This is a genomic window from Thermospira aquatica (genome assembly GCF_023525255.1).
In the GTDB taxonomy this organism is placed as follows: Bacteria; Spirochaetota; Brevinematia; order Brevinematales; family Thermospiraceae; genus Thermospira; species Thermospira aquatica.
In genome coordinates, this window is record NZ_CP073355.1 from 1,992,351 (window position 1) to 2,009,581 (window position 17,231).

Annotated in this window: 14 protein-coding genes and 2 pseudogenes; 14 read left to right on the top strand and 2 right to left on the bottom strand. The window is 41.6% G+C overall.

Annotated elements, in window-relative coordinates; all coding sequences use genetic code 11:
* Positions 1-36: 36 nt before the first annotated feature.
* Positions 37-1,219 (bottom strand): annotated as a pseudogene (locus tag KDW03_RS09725) (integrase catalytic domain-containing protein); the annotation flags it as partial.
* 307 nt (positions 1,220-1,526) lie between these two features.
* Between KDW03_RS09725 and KDW03_RS09730 the strand changes: the two are divergent.
* The 7 genes from KDW03_RS09730 (at position 1,527) to eno (ending at position 8,156) form a co-directional block, all read left to right on the top strand.
* On the top strand, positions 1,527-2,696 hold the full coding sequence (locus KDW03_RS09730) for an ABC transporter substrate-binding protein (protein WP_271434884.1): 1,170 nt from the start codon (positions 1,527-1,529) through the stop codon (positions 2,694-2,696).
* An 82-nt stretch (positions 2,697-2,778) separates the two neighbouring features.
* On the top strand, positions 2,779-3,708 hold the full coding sequence (locus KDW03_RS09735) for a branched-chain amino acid ABC transporter permease (protein ID WP_271434885.1): 930 nt from the start codon (positions 2,779-2,781) through the stop codon (positions 3,706-3,708).
* A complete protein-coding gene (locus KDW03_RS09740; RefSeq protein ID WP_271434886.1) occupies positions 3,708-4,628 on the top strand; it encodes a branched-chain amino acid ABC transporter permease in 921 nt (306 codons plus the stop codon). The genes KDW03_RS09735 and KDW03_RS09740 overlap by 1 nt, the downstream gene beginning before the upstream one ends.
* Positions 4,625-5,407, top strand: a complete 783-nt coding sequence (locus KDW03_RS09745; RefSeq protein ID WP_271434887.1) for an ABC transporter ATP-binding protein — start codon at positions 4,625-4,627, stop codon at positions 5,405-5,407. The genes KDW03_RS09740 and KDW03_RS09745 overlap by 4 nt, the downstream gene beginning before the upstream one ends.
* Positions 5,404-6,156, top strand: a complete 753-nt coding sequence (locus tag KDW03_RS09750) for an ABC transporter ATP-binding protein (RefSeq protein WP_271434888.1) — start codon at positions 5,404-5,406, stop codon at positions 6,154-6,156. The genes KDW03_RS09745 and KDW03_RS09750 overlap by 4 nt, the downstream gene beginning before the upstream one ends.
* 1 nt (position 6,157) lies before the next feature.
* Entirely contained in the window at positions 6,158-6,733 is a 576-nt protein-coding gene (locus KDW03_RS09755) for a manganese efflux pump MntP (RefSeq protein WP_271434889.1), read from the top strand.
* 118 nt (positions 6,734-6,851) lie between these two features.
* Positions 6,852-8,156 carry a phosphopyruvate hydratase gene (eno, locus tag KDW03_RS09760; protein WP_271434890.1) on the top strand — a complete coding sequence of 435 codons (1,305 nt, stop codon included), beginning with the start codon at positions 6,852-6,854 and terminating at the stop codon, positions 8,154-8,156.
* Between the two features lie 129 nt (positions 8,157-8,285).
* On the opposite strand, the gene KDW03_RS09765 is transcribed toward eno, so the two are convergent.
* Positions 8,286-9,650 (bottom strand): MFS transporter, encoded by a 1,365-nt coding sequence (locus KDW03_RS09765; RefSeq protein WP_271434891.1) that lies wholly within the window; start codon positions 9,648-9,650, stop codon positions 8,286-8,288.
* Between the two features lie 206 nt (positions 9,651-9,856).
* Between KDW03_RS09765 and KDW03_RS12570 the strand changes: the two are divergent.
* The 7 genes and pseudogenes from KDW03_RS12570 to KDW03_RS09810 form a co-directional block, all read left to right on the top strand.
* A pseudogene (locus KDW03_RS12570) lies at positions 9,857-10,970 on the top strand (IS256 family transposase); the annotation flags it as partial.
* 309 nt (positions 10,971-11,279) lie between these two features.
* Positions 11,280-11,705, top strand: a complete 426-nt coding sequence (locus tag KDW03_RS09785; RefSeq protein ID WP_271434894.1) for a hypothetical protein — start codon at positions 11,280-11,282, stop codon at positions 11,703-11,705.
* An 11-nt stretch (positions 11,706-11,716) separates the two neighbouring features.
* A complete protein-coding gene (locus KDW03_RS09790; protein ID WP_271434895.1) occupies positions 11,717-12,700 on the top strand; it encodes an N-acetylneuraminate synthase family protein in 984 nt (327 codons plus the stop codon).
* A complete protein-coding gene (locus KDW03_RS09795) occupies positions 12,697-13,602 on the top strand; it encodes an ATP-binding protein (protein ID WP_271434896.1) in 906 nt (301 codons plus the stop codon). Before KDW03_RS09790 ends, KDW03_RS09795 begins: the two co-directional genes overlap by 4 nt.
* Before the next feature lie 14 nt (positions 13,603-13,616).
* Positions 13,617-14,120 (top strand): flavin reductase family protein, encoded by a 504-nt coding sequence (locus KDW03_RS09800; protein ID WP_271434897.1) that lies wholly within the window; start codon positions 13,617-13,619, stop codon positions 14,118-14,120.
* 76 nt (positions 14,121-14,196) lie between these two features.
* Positions 14,197-15,105, top strand: coding sequence for an alpha/beta hydrolase (locus tag KDW03_RS09805; RefSeq protein ID WP_271434898.1), 909 nt, complete (start codon positions 14,197-14,199; stop codon positions 15,103-15,105).
* Positions 15,098-17,230, top strand: a complete 2,133-nt coding sequence (locus tag KDW03_RS09810) for a SpoIIE family protein phosphatase (RefSeq protein ID WP_271434899.1) — start codon at positions 15,098-15,100, stop codon at positions 17,228-17,230. The genes KDW03_RS09805 and KDW03_RS09810 overlap by 8 nt, the downstream gene beginning before the upstream one ends.
* Position 17,231 lies beyond the last annotated feature (1 nt).

Consider the following 17,231-nt stretch of genomic DNA (forward strand, 5'->3'; position numbering starts at 1 on the left):
TCGAAATTCGAATCATTGCCTCATAAAAAAAAGTACTCAAAAATTCCATACAGTTTCCTCCAAATTTTTGTTTTTTACATTCTTTTTCTTTTGAAGGCTGAAAAGTTTTCTCTGGCAAGCTGTAATTTTTTGTCTTAGGTGAAACAAATCGAGAGCCTTATAAAGCCTTGTTAGGCGTTCCTTTTGTGCCACACTTACATAAGAGCTTTCTAAAAGCCGTTGGTAGGGAGTTTTAATATCATCATGCTTCTTTTGCACCTTGCTTCCGATTCTCTTTTTCTCTGTCATTTTCATAGCCCGGTTGAAAAAAGTTGGCATGCCTGAGATACGCATAGAGTCGGTTCAAGTAGTAGACTTCTTCCTCGGTATCGTAGCGGAAGTATCCAACATTCTGGCGGACTATGGAATAGTTTTTCTGCTCAACGTAGCAGTTATCATTGGAACGGGAGCTTCTTCCCCTTGTAAATTTTATCTGGTGCTTCTCACACCAATCGCGTAGAGGATGATTAATAAATTCAGCACCGGTATCAGAATCAATTCCCCGTAACTCAAAAGGAAGTCTTCTTTGGACTTTTTCTATGGCTTCTCTCACCCATTTTGAAGCTTTGTTTTTGATTGCCACAAGTTCTGTCCAACCGCTCCAAACATCCACCATATTTAATGTTTGAGCAAAATCTCCCCGGCTATTTCCTCCCTCATGGGCTACCAGATCAATCTCCATAAAACCAGGGCAATTTTCATCCCACTCTGCCCACGTGCGTATAGCTATTTGTTGCTTTAATAGCGTTCCAGGCTTTGTACCTTTTCGTCCTTTTATCTCAAGCTTTTTACGCTCTTGTTTCAAAAGTCGGTCAATACTTGAAGCACTTATATGGCGCAAGTTTTCTATAGCCTGTGGAGAACCGTGGAGATGTCCGTTTGCTAAGAGATTATCTAAAACTTCATTTAAAATTGGCTTTAAACGTTTGCCACACATGTAGTTTTCAATTTCCCAGACCTTTTTTAGAAGTTTTAGTTCCTCTTCGCCGAATTTTTTCTTTCTGCCAGGTCTTTTGCCCTTCTTGGCTATGTCGGCTTTAAGGTAATTTTTCTTGCCTACATAGATGGTTTTTCCGTGCTGCCTCAAGAGCCTGGCGGCATAGTTTCGATTTTTTAGGCCTGTTATCCTCACAAAATAATCCAGTATCTCCTTTTTCTCCTTTTTGCTGGCTTTTTGATACTCTGCTTCGACAAGCTCAGCATATCATTTCGCCGTTTCCCTGTAAATAGGTCTCCTTTCAAACATCGCCACCCCAATTCCGGTTGGCGAGCTTGTCGAGCCACGGTTGGCGAGCTTGTCGAGCCATGAACTGGATTATTTTACACAAATTTAAAGTACTTTTTTATTTTGAAGCAACGTTCCCTTTTCGAGTACTTTTATTATGAAGCAATTCGAATTTTTGCAAAAATCAGTGCTTAGCTTTATAATTCTTTGATAAAGTGAAATTCTTAAAAAATCCTGATAAAATGGATGAAAGGAGGAAAAGATGAAGAGGATTCTTCTCTCTCTTGGTCTGGTGTTCCTGGTGCTTGGTTGTGGTAGTAAGAAGCTCACAGAAATCCCTGTAGGGTTTATTGGTCCTCTGACAGGTGATGCAGCCAACTATGGCAAGCTGTCGCTCCAGGCTGTTCAGATTGCTCTGGACGAGATCAATGCTCAGGGTGGTATTGGTGGCCTGCCTGTGAAGCTCTACGTTGAAGATGATGAGGGTAAGCCTGAAAAGGCCAATGCTGCTTTTGAAAAGCTCTACGGTGTGAACAAGATTTATGGTTTTGTCGGTCCTATGTTTTCTTCCTGTGCTCTGGCTATTGCACCAAAGGCACAGGCAGCCAAAGTGGTGATGATTTCTCAGTCTGCTACTCACAAAGATGTTACCTCCAAGGGAGATTTTATCTTCCGTAATGTGCTTTCTGATCAGCTGCAGGCAGAGGTTTTTGGTCGTTATGTAGCTGAAAAACTGGGCATCAAAAAGGTGGCTATTCTTTATATTAAAAATGATTATAGCCAGGGTCTGGCCATGGATTTCAAGCGTGTCTTTGAGGCAAGCGGTGGTCAGGTTGTGGCTGTTGAGACAGGGGTTCAGGGCGATAAGGATTTCAAGACCCAGCTTACCAAGATCAAAGAGGCTCAGCCTGAGGCTTTGTATATCCCTAACTATGTGGCAGAAATGGCTCAGATCCTTGAACAGGCTAAACAGCTTGGTCTGAATGTGAAGATTCTTTCAGCTGATGGTTTTTCCAATCCTGAGATCTTTGCTCTTGCTAAAGATCTTGCCAATGGTGTTATCTTCTCTAACTCTGCTGATGAAAGTGGTATGAAGAACCCACTTCGTGAAAACTTTGTCAAGCTTTACCGTGAGAAGTATGGAGAGGATCCTGATGCTTTTGCCCAGAATGCCTATGATGCTTTCAAAGTGCTCTTGCTTGCTTTGAAGAATGCTTATGAAACTTCTGGTGGAGTTATTGATAGAACCAAGGTTCGTGATTTTCTGTTGAATCTCCGGGGATATCAAGGGGTTTCTGGTGTGATTACTTTCTTGCCTTCTGGCGATGCGATCAAGAATGTGGGTATCTATGTAGCTGATGCCAAGAAGAAGACCTACAATCAGATCGCTGTGTACAAAGTAGAGAACAATCAATTGGTAGAGGTAAAATAATTTATAATAAGCCGGGCGTCCTTGAGGGACGTCCGGGTGTTTTTATCCGGGTTTGGATTTTTATAGGTAAGGATGGAGTGGTATGGCGCTTTTTCATCTCTCCTGGTCTGAGATAGGGCAGCACGTAGTGAATGGCATTACGCTGGGAAGCATTTATGCTTTGATTGCTTTGGGTTACACGATGGTTTATGGCATATTGAAGTTTATCAATTTTGCTCATGGGGAAATTCTCATGATGGGGGCATATGCCGGATATTTTTTCTATATGGCTTTGAATGGTGAGGGGGTTTCTTCACTTTCGCTTTTTCTTTTTTTGTTGGCTATGATAGGGTCAATGCTAGTGAGTGCTACGCTGGGAGTTATTGTAGAGAAACTGGCATATAAACCTCTTAGAACAGCTCCAAGACTTGCTCCCCTGTTGAGTGCTATAGGGGTGTCTATTATTTTATCAAACCTGGCGGCGTTTCTTTTTGGAACGAAATCAAAAAGGCTGGACTACCCCTTTCCCAACGAAACAATTCTTTTGGGAAATGTGGCTATTACACCGCATCAGATTTTGATCGTGGTTTCGGCGTTGGTACTTATGGTGGCACTTAAGCTTTTTGTAGATTATTCAAAACTTGGCAAGGCAATGAGAGCAACCAGCCAGAATATGAATGTAGCCAAACTGATGGGGATTAATACGGATTTTATTATTAGTCTGACGTTTGCGATTGGGTCGGCACTTGCTGCAGCAGCTGGTATGCTTGTCGCTCTCGAGATTAAGATTTATCCCACAATGGGTACACTTGCAGGATTAAAGGCGTTCGTGGCAGCAGTTTTTGGTGGTATTGGAAATATCACAGGGGCGATGATCGGTGGCGTGCTTCTGGGGGTGATTGAAACCTTTGGGGTGGCAGTTCTGGGTATTCCTCAGGGGCTAAGGGATACGGTGGCATTTACTATTTTGATTTTCGTGCTTTTGTTTCGACCGTCTGGGCTCCTCGGAAAAAAAGAAAAGGAGAAGGTATAATGCTAAATTTTCTCTCTCTTCTGGTAATTTATATAGAGATCTATGCGATTCTTGCATTGAGTCTTAACCTGATAGCAGGATATACAGGGCTTCTTTCGCTGTGTCATGCGGCATTTTTTGCTATAGGGGCGTATACGACAGCGATTGGAATGACAATGGGTGGGTGGAATTTTTGGTTTTCTCTTTTTGTCAGTGGGATACTCGCATCGATGCTGGGACTTGTTGTTGGTCTTCCCACTCTTCGATTGAAGGGAGATTACCTGGCTATTGCAACACTTGGATTTGGCGAAGTGGTAAAGAATATTATCATCAACTGGGACAGTCTCACTCGGGGGCCCAATGGTATCAATGGTGTTCCGACACCAGAGATGTTTGGACTTAAGTTTGGGTATGATACCCCTTTTGCTTATGTATTGCTTTATGCTTTGTTTGTAGCAGGAACGTATTTTGTTATACGCTGGGTGGTACATTCTCGTTTTGGTCGTGCACTGGAAGCAATCAGGGAGGATGAGATTGCTGTGGGTGCTATGGGCATCAACGCGGTTAAGTACAAGGTTGTCGCTTTTATGATGGGAGCTTTTTTTGCCGGGATAGCTGGTTCTCTTTGGGCGGTATACAACCAGTCGGTAGCACCTCAAACCTTTGATTTTATGCTTTCGGTCCTGGTTCTGTGTATGGTGGTGTTGGGTGGCTTGGGGAACTCTCTTGGGGCGATCCTGGGAGCGCTGGTCATAGTGATTCTTTCGGAGCTTCCCCGGCTTACTGGTCTTACGAGTTTGATCCCTGCCCAGTTCAATCAGATGTTTTTTGGGCTTTTACTTATTCTGGTGATGATCTTTCGTCCTCAGGGTGTATTGGGGAGAAAGCGTATCTCCTACGAGACAGAGGTTGCCAGAATTCTTGAGAGGAGGTCTTCGTGAATAAACTCCTTTATACGTCATGTTTGCGAAAAGAATTCGGTGGGCTCGTTGCTGTCAATGATGTTGATTTTCAGGTGGAGGCGGGGAGTATTACTGGACTCATTGGACCAAACGGTGCAGGAAAAACAACCCTTTTTAATATGATTACAGGGATGGAAGAACCTACTGAAGGGTATGTGTTTTTCCAGGGTATGGATATCACAGGAGAACCTGCCTATAAGATAGCAAGACTTGGCATTGGTCGTACCTTTCAGAATATACGTCTTTTTCGTGAGCTTACTGTTTTTGAAAATGTAATGATTGGTCGACATTTTAAAGGAACACATCCTTTTAAAGGACCTTTAGGCCTCCTGAATGCGTTGTATGCCCTCATCAATTCTCGTCGTGAGGAGCGGGATATCTATGAAAATGCATGGAAGTGGCTTGAGTTTGTGGGTATTGACCGTTACCACGCAGAATTTCCCGGAAATTTGCCCTATGGTGTCCAGAGAAAGGTGGAGATTGCCCGGGCGATGGCTATGGAACCCAAACTTCTCTTTCTCGATGAGCCGGCAGCAGGTATGAACCCTGTCGAAACAGAAGAACTGATGGCTCTTATTCGACGGATCCGGAATCTCGGTATTACAGTCGTTCTTATAGAACATGATATGAAACTGGTGATGAATATTTGTGATTGTATTACAGTGTTAAACTATGGACAAAAGATTGCTGAGGGAACACCACAAGAGATCCAGTCTCACCCTCAGGTTATAGAAGCGTATCTTGGGAGAGAGGCATGAAAGAGGTTGTTTTACGACTGGATAATATTCATGTGCGCTATGGTGGTATTCACGCCCTGAAAGGGGTGAGTCTCATTCTGTCAAAAGGTGAAATTGTAACGCTCATAGGGGCTAACGGAGCAGGAAAATCCACTCTGCTCAAGGCAATTATGGGTTTGGAACCGCTTGCAGAAGGAGTAATTACCTACGAGAATAAAGTTATTTTTCAGGCTTTCTCTGATAGTGGAGAGCGGCCAGTTTCCACACCAGCCCATTGTCTTCCTGGTATGGGATTGGTTTTGGTACCGGAAGGGAGAGGAATTTTTCCTGAGTTGACGGTGAAAGAGAACCTCGAAATGGGAGCATTCCTTCAAAGAGATAAAGTTAACATACAGCGAAGTCTCGAGGAGGTTTATGAGTGGTTTCCTGTACTGAAGGATCGATCCTCTCAGAGAGCAGGTTTTCTTTCTGGGGGAGAACTTCAGATGCTTGCCATAGGAAGGGCCATGATGTCTCAACCTCGGGTGCTTCTTCTGGATGAACCTGGTTTGGGACTTGCACCGATTATGGTACAGAAAATATTTGAAATTATTAACAAACTCAACAAGGAGAAGGGGCTTTCTGTTTTACTCGTCGAACAAAATGCCCGTCAAGCACTCAAGGTGGCTGATCGCGGGTATGTCCTTGAAATAGGAAAGATCACACTTTCTGGAAGTGGGCAGGATCTTTTAGATAATCCAGAGGTAAAGAAAGCCTACCTTGGAGGATAATGTGGAGTGGTGGTCCCTTCTGGGTATTGCTTTTGGGCTTTCTCTGGATGCACTAACAGTATCGCTTACAAATGGTTTTATTATGCAGACGATGCGCTGGCGACATGCTTTTCGTATTGCGTTTGCTTTTGGTTTTTTTCAGGCTCTGATGCCTCTTTTGGGATGGTTTGCCGGTAGCCAGCTTGTTACCTTTTTGCAACGATGGGAGCATTGGGTGGCTTTTTTTCTCTTGAGCTACGTTGGGGGAAAAATGATCTGGGAATCATTTTTTTCGGATGAGTGTGAGAAAAAGAGTTGTGTTGAGTTTCCTGTGCTTTTTTTAATGAGTATCGTGACAAGTCTGGATGCGCTTGCCGTGGGGATCACTCTTGGGGTTTTGCAGACGGCCATTGTTTTGCCAGCTCTGGTGATTGGGGGTGTTACGTTTGGTGTGTGCTTTGTTGGTGTGTATGTAGGGCATAGGTTACAATCGATTTCCACAACTTTTCAAGAAAAACGGTTTGAATGGATTGGAGGAATAGTTCTTATTGGGATTGGGCTTCGTATTGTAATAGAGCATCTTATGAAAGGGATATAGCTTTTTTGATTATTTTTTTGACTTATAAATAAAAAGCCTTGATTAATTTGACAGAAAAAGGTGTTAGCGCTATAATATAGAGAATTTTTGCTAGAGAGTATGGAAAAGGAGGATATATATGTCTACAATTATTGATGTTCATGCTCGCGAGATTTTTGATTCTCGTGGGAATCCAACGGTTGAAGTAGAGGTGGTTCTCGAAGATGGAACAATGGGGCGTGCAGCTGTTCCCAGTGGCGCTTCTACTGGTGAAAGAGAGGCTGTAGAGCTTCGAGATGGTGACAAGAACCGTTTGATGGGGAAGGGTGTTCTTAAGGCAGTTGAGAATGTAAACAACGTGATTGCTGAGGAGATTGTTGGACTGGATGCCTTAAATCAGGTGGAGATTGATCGTATTATGATCGATCTCGATGGTACGGATAACAAGGGTAAGCTGGGAGCAAATGCTATTCTTGGGGTTTCTATGGCTGTGGCTCACGCGGCTGCTAACTATGTTGGGCTTCCTCTTTACCGCTATCTTGGTGGTACCAATGCAAAGTTGATGCCTGTTCCCATGGCAAATATTATCAATGGTGGAAAACATGCAGACAATAAGGTAGACTTCCAGGAGTTTATGATTATGCCTGTGGGTGCCAAGAGTCTCAAAGACGCTGTAGTAATGATGGCTGAAGTATTTCATAACCTGAAGTCTATCTTGAAAAAGGCAGGGAAGAATACCGCGGTTGGTGATGAGGGGGGATTTGCTCCTGATATTGACAACGAAGAAGCCGTAAAGTATATTCTTGAGGCAATTGATAAGGCTGGGTACAAAGCGGGTATTGATGCTGACTTTATGATTGCTATGGATTGTGCATCTTCCGAACTTTTTGAAGAAGGTGGCAAGAAGGGATACAAGTTCTGGAAATCCAATCCCGACAAGATCTTTTCCACAGATGAGATGATTGAACTTCTCGCAAAGTGGGTTGAAAAGTATCCCATTATTTCTATTGAGGATCCTTTTGATCAGAATGACTGGCAGGGATACGAGAAGTTTACAAAGCTTTTAGGTGATAAGATCCAGATCGTTGGTGATGATCTCTATGTTACCAACCCTGCTATCCTTAAGAAAGGTATTCAGACCAAGGCTACAAACTCTATTCTGATTAAACTTAACCAGATTGGTACGGTGACTGAAACAATCGATGCTATCCAGATGGCGCAGAAAGCAGGATTTACTGCCGTAGTGTCTCATCGAAGTGGAGAGACAGAGGATACTACTCTTGCCGATCTTGTGGTCGCCCTCAATGTAGGCCAGATCAAGACGGGTTCTCTTTCAAGAACAGATCGTATTGCCAAATACAATCAGCTTATCCGTATCGAAGAAGATCTCGGGGAATTTGCTATCTATCCCGGGAAAAATGCTTTTTACAATATTTTCAAGTAAGCTTCAATGCAAGAAAGAAAAGCCGCCCTTTACCCGGGGCGGCTTTTTTGTTTTTTGGATTTTTTGCAAAAAAGAGAGACGTGCTTGAGGAAGGATGCCTAAGAGAATATACATGCCATGATCAAGCGATCATCTTTTGTGAATCTTTTGTAAGATTTGCTGATGATGTTTTCTATCTATAGGGTAAAAGATGAGGACAAAGATAGCAAGGGCATAAAATAGGATGGCAATAGGTCCAAAGAGAAGTCGGATGGTGAAAAGAACAGTCGGTGGTTGAGAAACATTGGGACTGAAATGAACAATCTGAAGCGCTATCCCGATAATAAAATTAGCGAGAGATTGACCCATCTTGGAAAAAAATGTCCAGGCTCCATAGTAGATACCCTCGTTTCTTTTTCCGGTGACAGCATAACCGTAGTCTACTGCATCGGGAAGGATTGACCATGGGAGTACATACCCTGTAGCAAATCCAATACCCGAAAAGGCCAAGACTCCAAAAAAGAATGGTATACCGAGAATATGTCCCCAAAAAAATGTAAGCCAGAGTCCAATAATGAGAATCCCCATGCCCAGGATGTAGGCCCATTTTTTACCTATCCAGGTAGCAAGTTTAATCCAGAGCGGCATAGAAAACAGGGTAGGTACAAGGAGAAAAAGAAAAGCTAGGGTCGTAAGAGATTCATTGTTATAGATGTATTTAAAATAGTAAATCATCGTTCCGCTGAGAAGAGTTATCGCAATCATGTTGAACATATAGGTAAAAAGAATCAACAGGTAAGGGGGATTTTTCACGATGACACCGAAATCTTTGAGAGAGGCTTTAGGGATCCTATGAGGGGCTTTTTTTTCCTTAATAAAAAATACTGTCACAAAAGCAGAAAGCATCGTTATCACACCCATAATAATCGCCATAGCTGAAAAACCAGGGGAGCGATCAATTATTATCTGACCATCCATCACTACTTTACTTGAAAATGCATCAATAATAGGAAAAGCAGCTCCTGCAGCCAAAAACGTCCCTACAATTGCAAAAGACATTCTGTAGCCATTTAGCGAGGTGCGCTCATCATAATCATCGGTAAGCTCAGGTGTGAGCGCAGAGTAAGGCACATTGGTAAGTGTGTACGCTGTAAAAAGAAAACAAAGTACAATGGTTGCCCACCAGAAAAGAAGATTTTGATTGGATATTTTGGGGTTCGTAAACATGATAACCATAAATATGAACATAAGGATAGCGCCTACAAAAATATACGGTCGACGTCGTCCCCATCTCGTTTTTGTATGATCCGAAAGAAATCCTACCATCGGATCGGTAACCGCATCCCAGACACGTCCTATCATGATAGCTGTGCCTGCCAATGCAGGGAGAAGTCCGAGTGTGTCTGTAAAATAGTTCATTAACCAGAAGCTTGCCAGGGTAAAAAAGAGGTTTCCTCCGATATCACATACTCCAAAAGCAAGCTTGGTTTTTAAAGGAAGAGAGTGTTTTTTCATAGTTTATGCCCCTTTTTATACAAGGTTATGATGGTGTAGTTTAGCATAAGATAAAAAATATTGCAACTTCTTTTGGGCAGTGTATACTTAATTGTGTCTGGTAGGAAAAAGATAACCTCCTGTGATAATATAAATAAAACTATCACAGGAGGCCAGATATGATTGAGACGAAGAATATTTTAGAGCTATTCAAACCAATTGTCAAGGAAGTATTAGAGAGTATGTTAAAAGAGGAAAGAGAGATTTACCTGGAAAATAATCCTCCCACAAAAGGCAATGGCTTTTACGAAAGGGATTTAAAGACAGCTTTTGGCGAGCTTACAGCCATACGTGTTCCAAGAACAAGGGATAATGGATTTAAAAGTGCCCTTCTTCCCTATCGCAAACGCATCACAGAAGACTTAGATGCATTAATCAGGGCTATGTTGATATCAGGAATGTCAACAAGGAAGATAGCAGAAGTTTTAAAAGAGCTTTATGAAATAAAGATTTCTTATGCTAACATCTCAAGGATAAGCCAGGTAGGCATAGAAGAGATTCAGAAGTGGCGTAGTCGCCCTCTCTCATGGAAGAATATGCCGTGGTATTTCTGGATGCTATGGTGTTTCCTATCAAGAGAGATAGGGTAGAAAATGAATCAATATATGTAGCTATAGGCATTACACCTGAGGGAAGAAGAAAGATTTTAGGATACTACCTGCCAGGAGGCATGGAAAGTGCTTATAACTGGCGGGAAATTTTAGATATAAGAGAAAGAGGTGTCAAACAGATTCATTTTATTGTCTCTGATGGCTTAAGTGGTATGAAAAACGTCATAACAGAGATATATCCCACGCAAAGTATCAGCCCTGTGTAGTCCATGTCATGAGAAACATACTGGCTAAAGTGAGAGTTCAACACAGAAATATCATTGCCACTGAAATAAAAGAGGTATTTCATGCCAAAGACAAACAGGAGGCAGAACAATTGTTTATGAAATTTATACAAAAATGGAAAAATATCTATCCCAACTTAATGAATAACCTCTTGACAATAAGAGAGAATATATTCACTTACATGGAATTACCTGAAGGAATACGAAGCATGGTGTATACAAACAATGCCCTGGAAAGACTCTTTAAAGAACTTAAAAGGAGATTAAAAACAATGGAAATGTGTCAAAGCGAGGCTTCAGCTGAGAAATATCTTTACCTGTTATTAAGATACCAAAATGAGAAGTTCTTAAAAAGAAAGTTAAAAAATTGGGAGTATTACTTTCAACTCTATCGTGAGCAACACTCATACACCAAAGAAAATATTCACAGCGAGGTTATCCTATGACTAGACACAATTTTCTTGACACAATGTTCTTTTGGCTAGAATAATCGCCAAAACATATAAACAGATATTCAGAATATAAAAATTTTTCTTTTTTTATGTATTTTTCTTTACTTTTTCATACTTTGCCGTATAATATATATGCAAAGACTGGAGGATTGAGGGAGGTTTCTTGACCGTATTCAGAAGCAAAGACAAACAGAACTCAAAGGACAAACGACGAAAAGGCTTGGAGGTTCTGAAGATGAGGTAGGACTTCTGAGACAGAGTGATGAGCAACTTGTCTCTATTCGTGAGCAACAGCAAAACTATATGCGTCATGAGATGATCGTCTCTGGGCTTGAGTTACTTAAACGAAGGGTGGCAGAGTTTTCAAGAACACCCGTAGAACAGAGGAACTATGAGCTCTTTTCTCAGGAATTGCAGAAAATTGTGAGTCAGACACGCTTTCAAGGGGAAACTCCCCTCGCGTATATGAGTGTAAAAGTATCTGATGAGCGTACCCTTTATACTCTCGGACAGCAGATTGATCAGGAGATAACAGTACAGCAGAGTAGACTGAGACAGGAACGCCGACAGATGGCGGCTTTTCTGATTTCCCAGGAGAATAGAGATGCGCTGGTTGGGCGATCTGCTGAGGATATTGTAAACAGCATGAAGCTCTCTTTAAGTGATAAAGAAGTACAGTATCCTGTGAGGAAAGATTATTCTTTTGCAAAGATTATAAAAATATTATAAATGGTCGGAGTATGGAGTGGCTGCGTGCATTTGATCCTCGAGATTCTCGGGTGTTGGTCACTGCAGAAATCGGGATCAATCATCTTGGCAGAGAAGAGTACGCCTATCAACTAATTGACGAGGCTATGAAAGCTGGGGCGGATGCGGTAAAGTTTCAGATATACAGGACCCAGGATTTTTATCATCCGGATTCTCCGGCTTATGAGATATTTGAAAAGTATGAATTGTCTTTAGAGAGTTTTTCACGGATCAAGGCATACTGTGAGAAGAAAGGTATATTGTTTTTTGCCACTCCTCTGGATTTTGGTTCGCTTCAGTGGATGATGGATCAGCGTATACCTTTGATTAAGGTGGCAAGTTCTGATATTACCTTTGAACCTTTTCTCAAACAAATAGGTGAGTACGTTCGTAGATATAGGGCATATGCTATTCTTTCAACTGGTTTTGTGAAGCTGGAGGAAATTGGGAAAGCGGTAAGATTTTTCCCCAGGCAACGGCTAGCCCTTCTGTACTGTGTTTCTCGTTATCCTACAGAAGCTTCAGATCTTGATCTCTCTTTTCTTAAGCGATTGCGACAGACTTTTGGTACGACAGTGGGGTTTTCTGATCACTCACTTGAGACAGTGTTTAGTGTGGCAGCTGTGGCTCTGGGAGCACGGATAATAGAGAGGCATTTTACCGACAATTCTTCGCTTCAAGAGGCTGATCATTCGATTTCTCTGAATCCAGAAGCCTTTGGGAGAATGGTCGAAGAAATACGCAAAGTGGAGATTGCTCTTGGAAAAGGAGAAAAAAAGATAACTGATTTTGAGCAAAAGATTCGTCCACTTTCGATGAGGGATCTGTATGCAGCACGCGATATCCGTAAAGGGGAAATGATCGGCAAAAATGATATAAAGTGTTTACGTCCGGGTGAGGGAATTTCCCTGGCAAGGTATAAAAGTATCGTTGGCCAAAAAGCCAGACAAAACTACGCGATGAATGAAAGAATATGAATGGTAAAAGAAGATTTCCTCTCAAAGTGAAGGATGAACTTCTTGATTTCACATTGACACAGAATGTTTGGTTAACAGTGAATAATACTTCAAAACGTTTCTACCGTCTTGGTCGTAGCTCGGACAAGTTTTCTTTACGTTTAGGTATAGATTTATGGGAAAAAAGGGCATATGATTATGAGGTTTCTATTGATCAGCTTCGGAATGTTCTTGAATATGACAAGGGTATAGTAAAGATTCTTCGGGAAGATGGTGTTTTTTACTATATCGGAGCCTGTGATGTGCCTTTCAAGAGATTAGAAAAGGGCAAATCTGTCATAACAAAGGAAGGTGATGTTTTAATTGCTTTGGATAAGCCGCTTGATAAAGAACTTTTGATTTCTCGTTCTAAAAGAGAGTGTGACCTCGTCGCCGATCAGGCGCTTTCTTATCTTGAGCGTTACATGCGACGTTTTTTTCGTGGAACCAATATTCTCTATATGCTTCAGTTTTTGCCAGCAGAAAAATATACTTTTTTTATTCAGGCAACCCTTGGAGCTGTGGGACTCACAACAGAAATGTTCCGTAACAAGTTAATCACTTATCACTGTCCTGAACATTGGCATATAGAAATGGTAATTCACGAGGCTTTAGTGAATGCTATTACCTATGGGAGTCAGTTGGATTATACCAAAAAGGTGGCCATTGGGTATGAGATAGGACCAGAGGGACTGAGGGTTTTTATTCATGATCAAGGTGAGGGTTTTGATGTGAAGCGGCATGTTCCTGTTTCTTTAATCGATCGGGAAACAATAACTGGTCGTGGTATTCGGTTGATGAAAAATCTTGCTACTTCACTAGTTTATAACAAGAACGGGAATGCTATTTCGCTTTTATTCAATTTTAAGGAAACTCTTGGATAAAAGTAGGAGTGGGTATGTTAAAAAGCATAGAAATAAACGATCTGAAGTGGGATGTTTTTGAATGGATTGGACAGCGATGGATGCTTGTGGTAGGGGGAACGAGAGACTCCTATAATATGATGACAGCGAGTTGGGGAGGCGTAGGAATTGTCTGGAATGAACCGATGGTTTTTGTTTTTGTTCGTCCTAGCAGGTACACACATGAGTTTCTTATGAAGTATCCACGGTTTTCTCTGGTGTTTTTGCCTGATTCGTATCGGGAAATATTAAATCTTTGTGGGTCCCGGTCGGGAAGGGATATAGACAAGATGCGAATTCCAGGGATAACACCTGTGGATCTTAAAGAAGCTGTGGGTTTTGACGAGGCAGAACTGGTGATTATTGCGAGAACGGCTTTTCGGCAACCTCTTGACCCCTCATCTCTTTTGCGTGAAGATGTACGGCAGGCTTTTTACAGCACGGGGGATTATCATGATCTTTTTATGGGGAGTATAGAAGGAGTTTGGATTCAGGGATGAAAAGACTCTGGGGAACTTTTTTGGGGCGAGTAGTTTTTAGAGCGTTTTCTTGTTTTGAGCAAGTGTGGGAGGGTGTGTGCTAGGTGTTGTAGTTGGAGGAGTTTTATTTTGTTTGTTTATCCTGGTCAATGAAACCGATCTCTGGCTCAAATGGTTGTATCGGGGAAAGGGGAAAATTTTAATTTCCTCGCTTGAAATGATTCATTCCAGTCCTTCGAAACGGGCGGTGCTTCTTTTGCATGAGTTTTCGGGTTTACCTGCTTCTCTCAGGGAGCTTGGAGAACAGTTGTATCAGGAAGGATGGGATGTGTATATTCCTGCTATGCCAGAAACGGTTGAAAAGAAAGAGGATCTGTCTTTAATAACAGCTGGACCGTTGTATTTTTTGTGGTATGAAAGGGCAGAATCAGTACTTCTGCATCTGTTGGCTCAGTATGAGTGTGTTGTTGTGGGAGGAGCAAGTATTGGTGGAAGTATTGCTCTGGATCTCGCAGCTCACTATCATGTAAAAGGGGTTTTTGCCGTTGCTTCTCCCATACGGCTTTGGGGATGGCATTACTATCGTCCCTTCTCTCGTAATCTTGTGCTTGTTTTTTCGGGATGGGTGGGATTTTTGTTCCCTTTTTGGCGAACAAAAGCTTCTTATGTTTCATCTAGTGAGAAAGAGAAGCGTTACGGTGTTGATGGTGTGATATGGGCGAGAGCAATCCATTCACAGAAGATTGCTCTTCGCAGGCTCAAAAAACAACTTGACCATGTTTTAAACCCTTGTTTACTTATCCAGGCGAGTAATGATAGAACTGTTCATCCTAACAATATTTATCTCTTGATGCGAAAACTGAAAAATGCTTCACGTGAGGCAGTTGTATTAGATATGCAGTGGGATACCGTCACAAGACATCATCTCCTTTTAAACCATGAAGATGTTAAAGATGAAGTGAAGGAGAGAATCGTGTTTTTTTTCAAGAGGTGGGGTTGTGCTTGAAATAGCATGGATGTTTCTGATTGCATTTGTGTTGGTGGTTCTTGCTCTGGAGATGTTGGTAATAAACTTTAGGCGTATGACAGTCGCAGCCGCTTTGTGGTTGGGTATCTTGGCATTTTATGCTTTGATGACAGGTTTAAAGGTCTATCTTGCCGAACTTCATAATTTTCAGCTTCTTTATCTCTTTCAGAGGTTGGAGGATGCATTATGGGTTCACCAGCCCTGGATCATATGGTTTTTTATGGAGTCACTCCTTGCAAAGGAGGAGAAAAAAAATCTTTCTTTTCCTTTTATAGTGTTGTTTGGAATAAGTAGTATTTTTTCCCTCGTGGGTCTAGGAGGTGGGTTGTATGATTCTCTCTATCTCTCGACTGTAGCAGGATTGGTTGGTATGAGAACTCAGGTAGTTCTTGTTCCTTCTGTGATGAGAGTTCTTGCTCTCATGTATACAGGAATCACTATCTTTTTTGCTATATTTAAACTTTTTTTATCGTATTTTTCTGTACCTTATGCCTTTCAACAGAGATGGATACGGTATCTTCTTGCAGCAGTGATAATTGTGCTATTAGATATTCTATTTGTTAGAACGGAAAAAATAGGGCTTTCTCTCAGAATGTTGGGGATACTGTGGCTTGGTGGGTGGGTTTTTTATATTGTATCTGCTCCTCGGGCGCTTGGGCTTCGAGAGCGTTTTAGTCGTTTTAGTCTTTTGGCTCTTTTTGGGCTTGTGATGATGCTTCTCCCAGGAGTGATTTTTTATATTTTTCGCACGTGGTTTATGACGCTTTTCTGGCCTGTGTTTGTGCTAATATTTGCCTCTGCGATGGCTTTATATTTTGTATTTTGTGTAATGGTGCTTATGCTCTTTCGCAAGATTTCGAAACCAACAGAGTTTGAAGAAGATAGACTCACATTTTTCTTAAAAAAGCTTGTACAAAAAAAGGATCGTTATGGATTTGCAGAGGAGTTGGTTTTTCTTCTCAAGGAATGGCTCCAAAGAGAGGTTGATGTTATAGAGAACAATGATGGGTATTTGAGCTATCTTTCTTCTACCAGGTCAAAATCTGGCAGGATGTTTTTTCCTGAGGTAATGCAAAGATATCTGGAAACTGGTGATGCATATGTGGATCGTGAGATGGTTTTGAGTCATAAGGGTTTTAGAAAAGATGTTGGAGTTTTTTTTGAATATTTTGATAAAGAGGTTTGTGAAGCCCTCCTTTTGGGACGTATTGAAGGAAAAGTGAGGATTCTTATTCAGCTTGGGCCTAATGGAGAAGGTGAAGGGTTGAAACAGCGAGAGATTCGAGAGCTCAAATCTTTTTTGCGTATCATAGAGCTTCTTTATCAAAATGTTCTCTTCTTTGAACGTGAAGAGGAGAATGAACAGACAAAGCGAGAGCTTGCACTAGCATCAGAAATCCAGGAGACCCTTTTTCAGAGGGAAACACCAAAGCTTGTTGGACTTGATGTTGCTTTTTATCAAGAACCGGCAAAGTGGCTGAGCGGTGATTATCTCTGGCTGGATGCAGTTTCTTCCAAAGAACTCAGCTTTGTGGTTGCAGATGTTTCCGGGAAAGGTGTTTCGGCAGCTTTGATTACTATGATGATTCACAGTGTGATACAGGGGTACCATTTGAGTTCTTCAACAGTACATTCTTTATTGGCACACTTAAATGTTATGCTTTCCAAGAAAAAGTCACGCGAAGAATGGCGTACCTTGAGTTTTGCCACAGTATTTGTGGGATTTATTGATACCCAGATTCAGATGTTGTATTATAGTAATGCAGGACATTATCCCCTGTTAATATGGGATCTGGAAAAAAGAGAGTTTCTTGAGCTGTCTACCCCTGGAAAACCTGTTGGATTATTTGAAAATTCACAATATGTTACGGAGACCTATAACTATGAAACTGATCAGATTTTTGTGGTATATTCGGATGGTATTACCGAGTGTCTCAACCAAAATGAAGAAGAGTTTGGTATCCAGAGGTTGAAACGAATTATCCAGAAATATGACTATCTTTCTGCTTCTGAGATTCGTGATAAAGTTTTAGAAGAGATTCAGGAGTTCAGGGGTGGAGCTGATATTTATGATGATATGACGTTATTGGTGCTCAAGACATGAT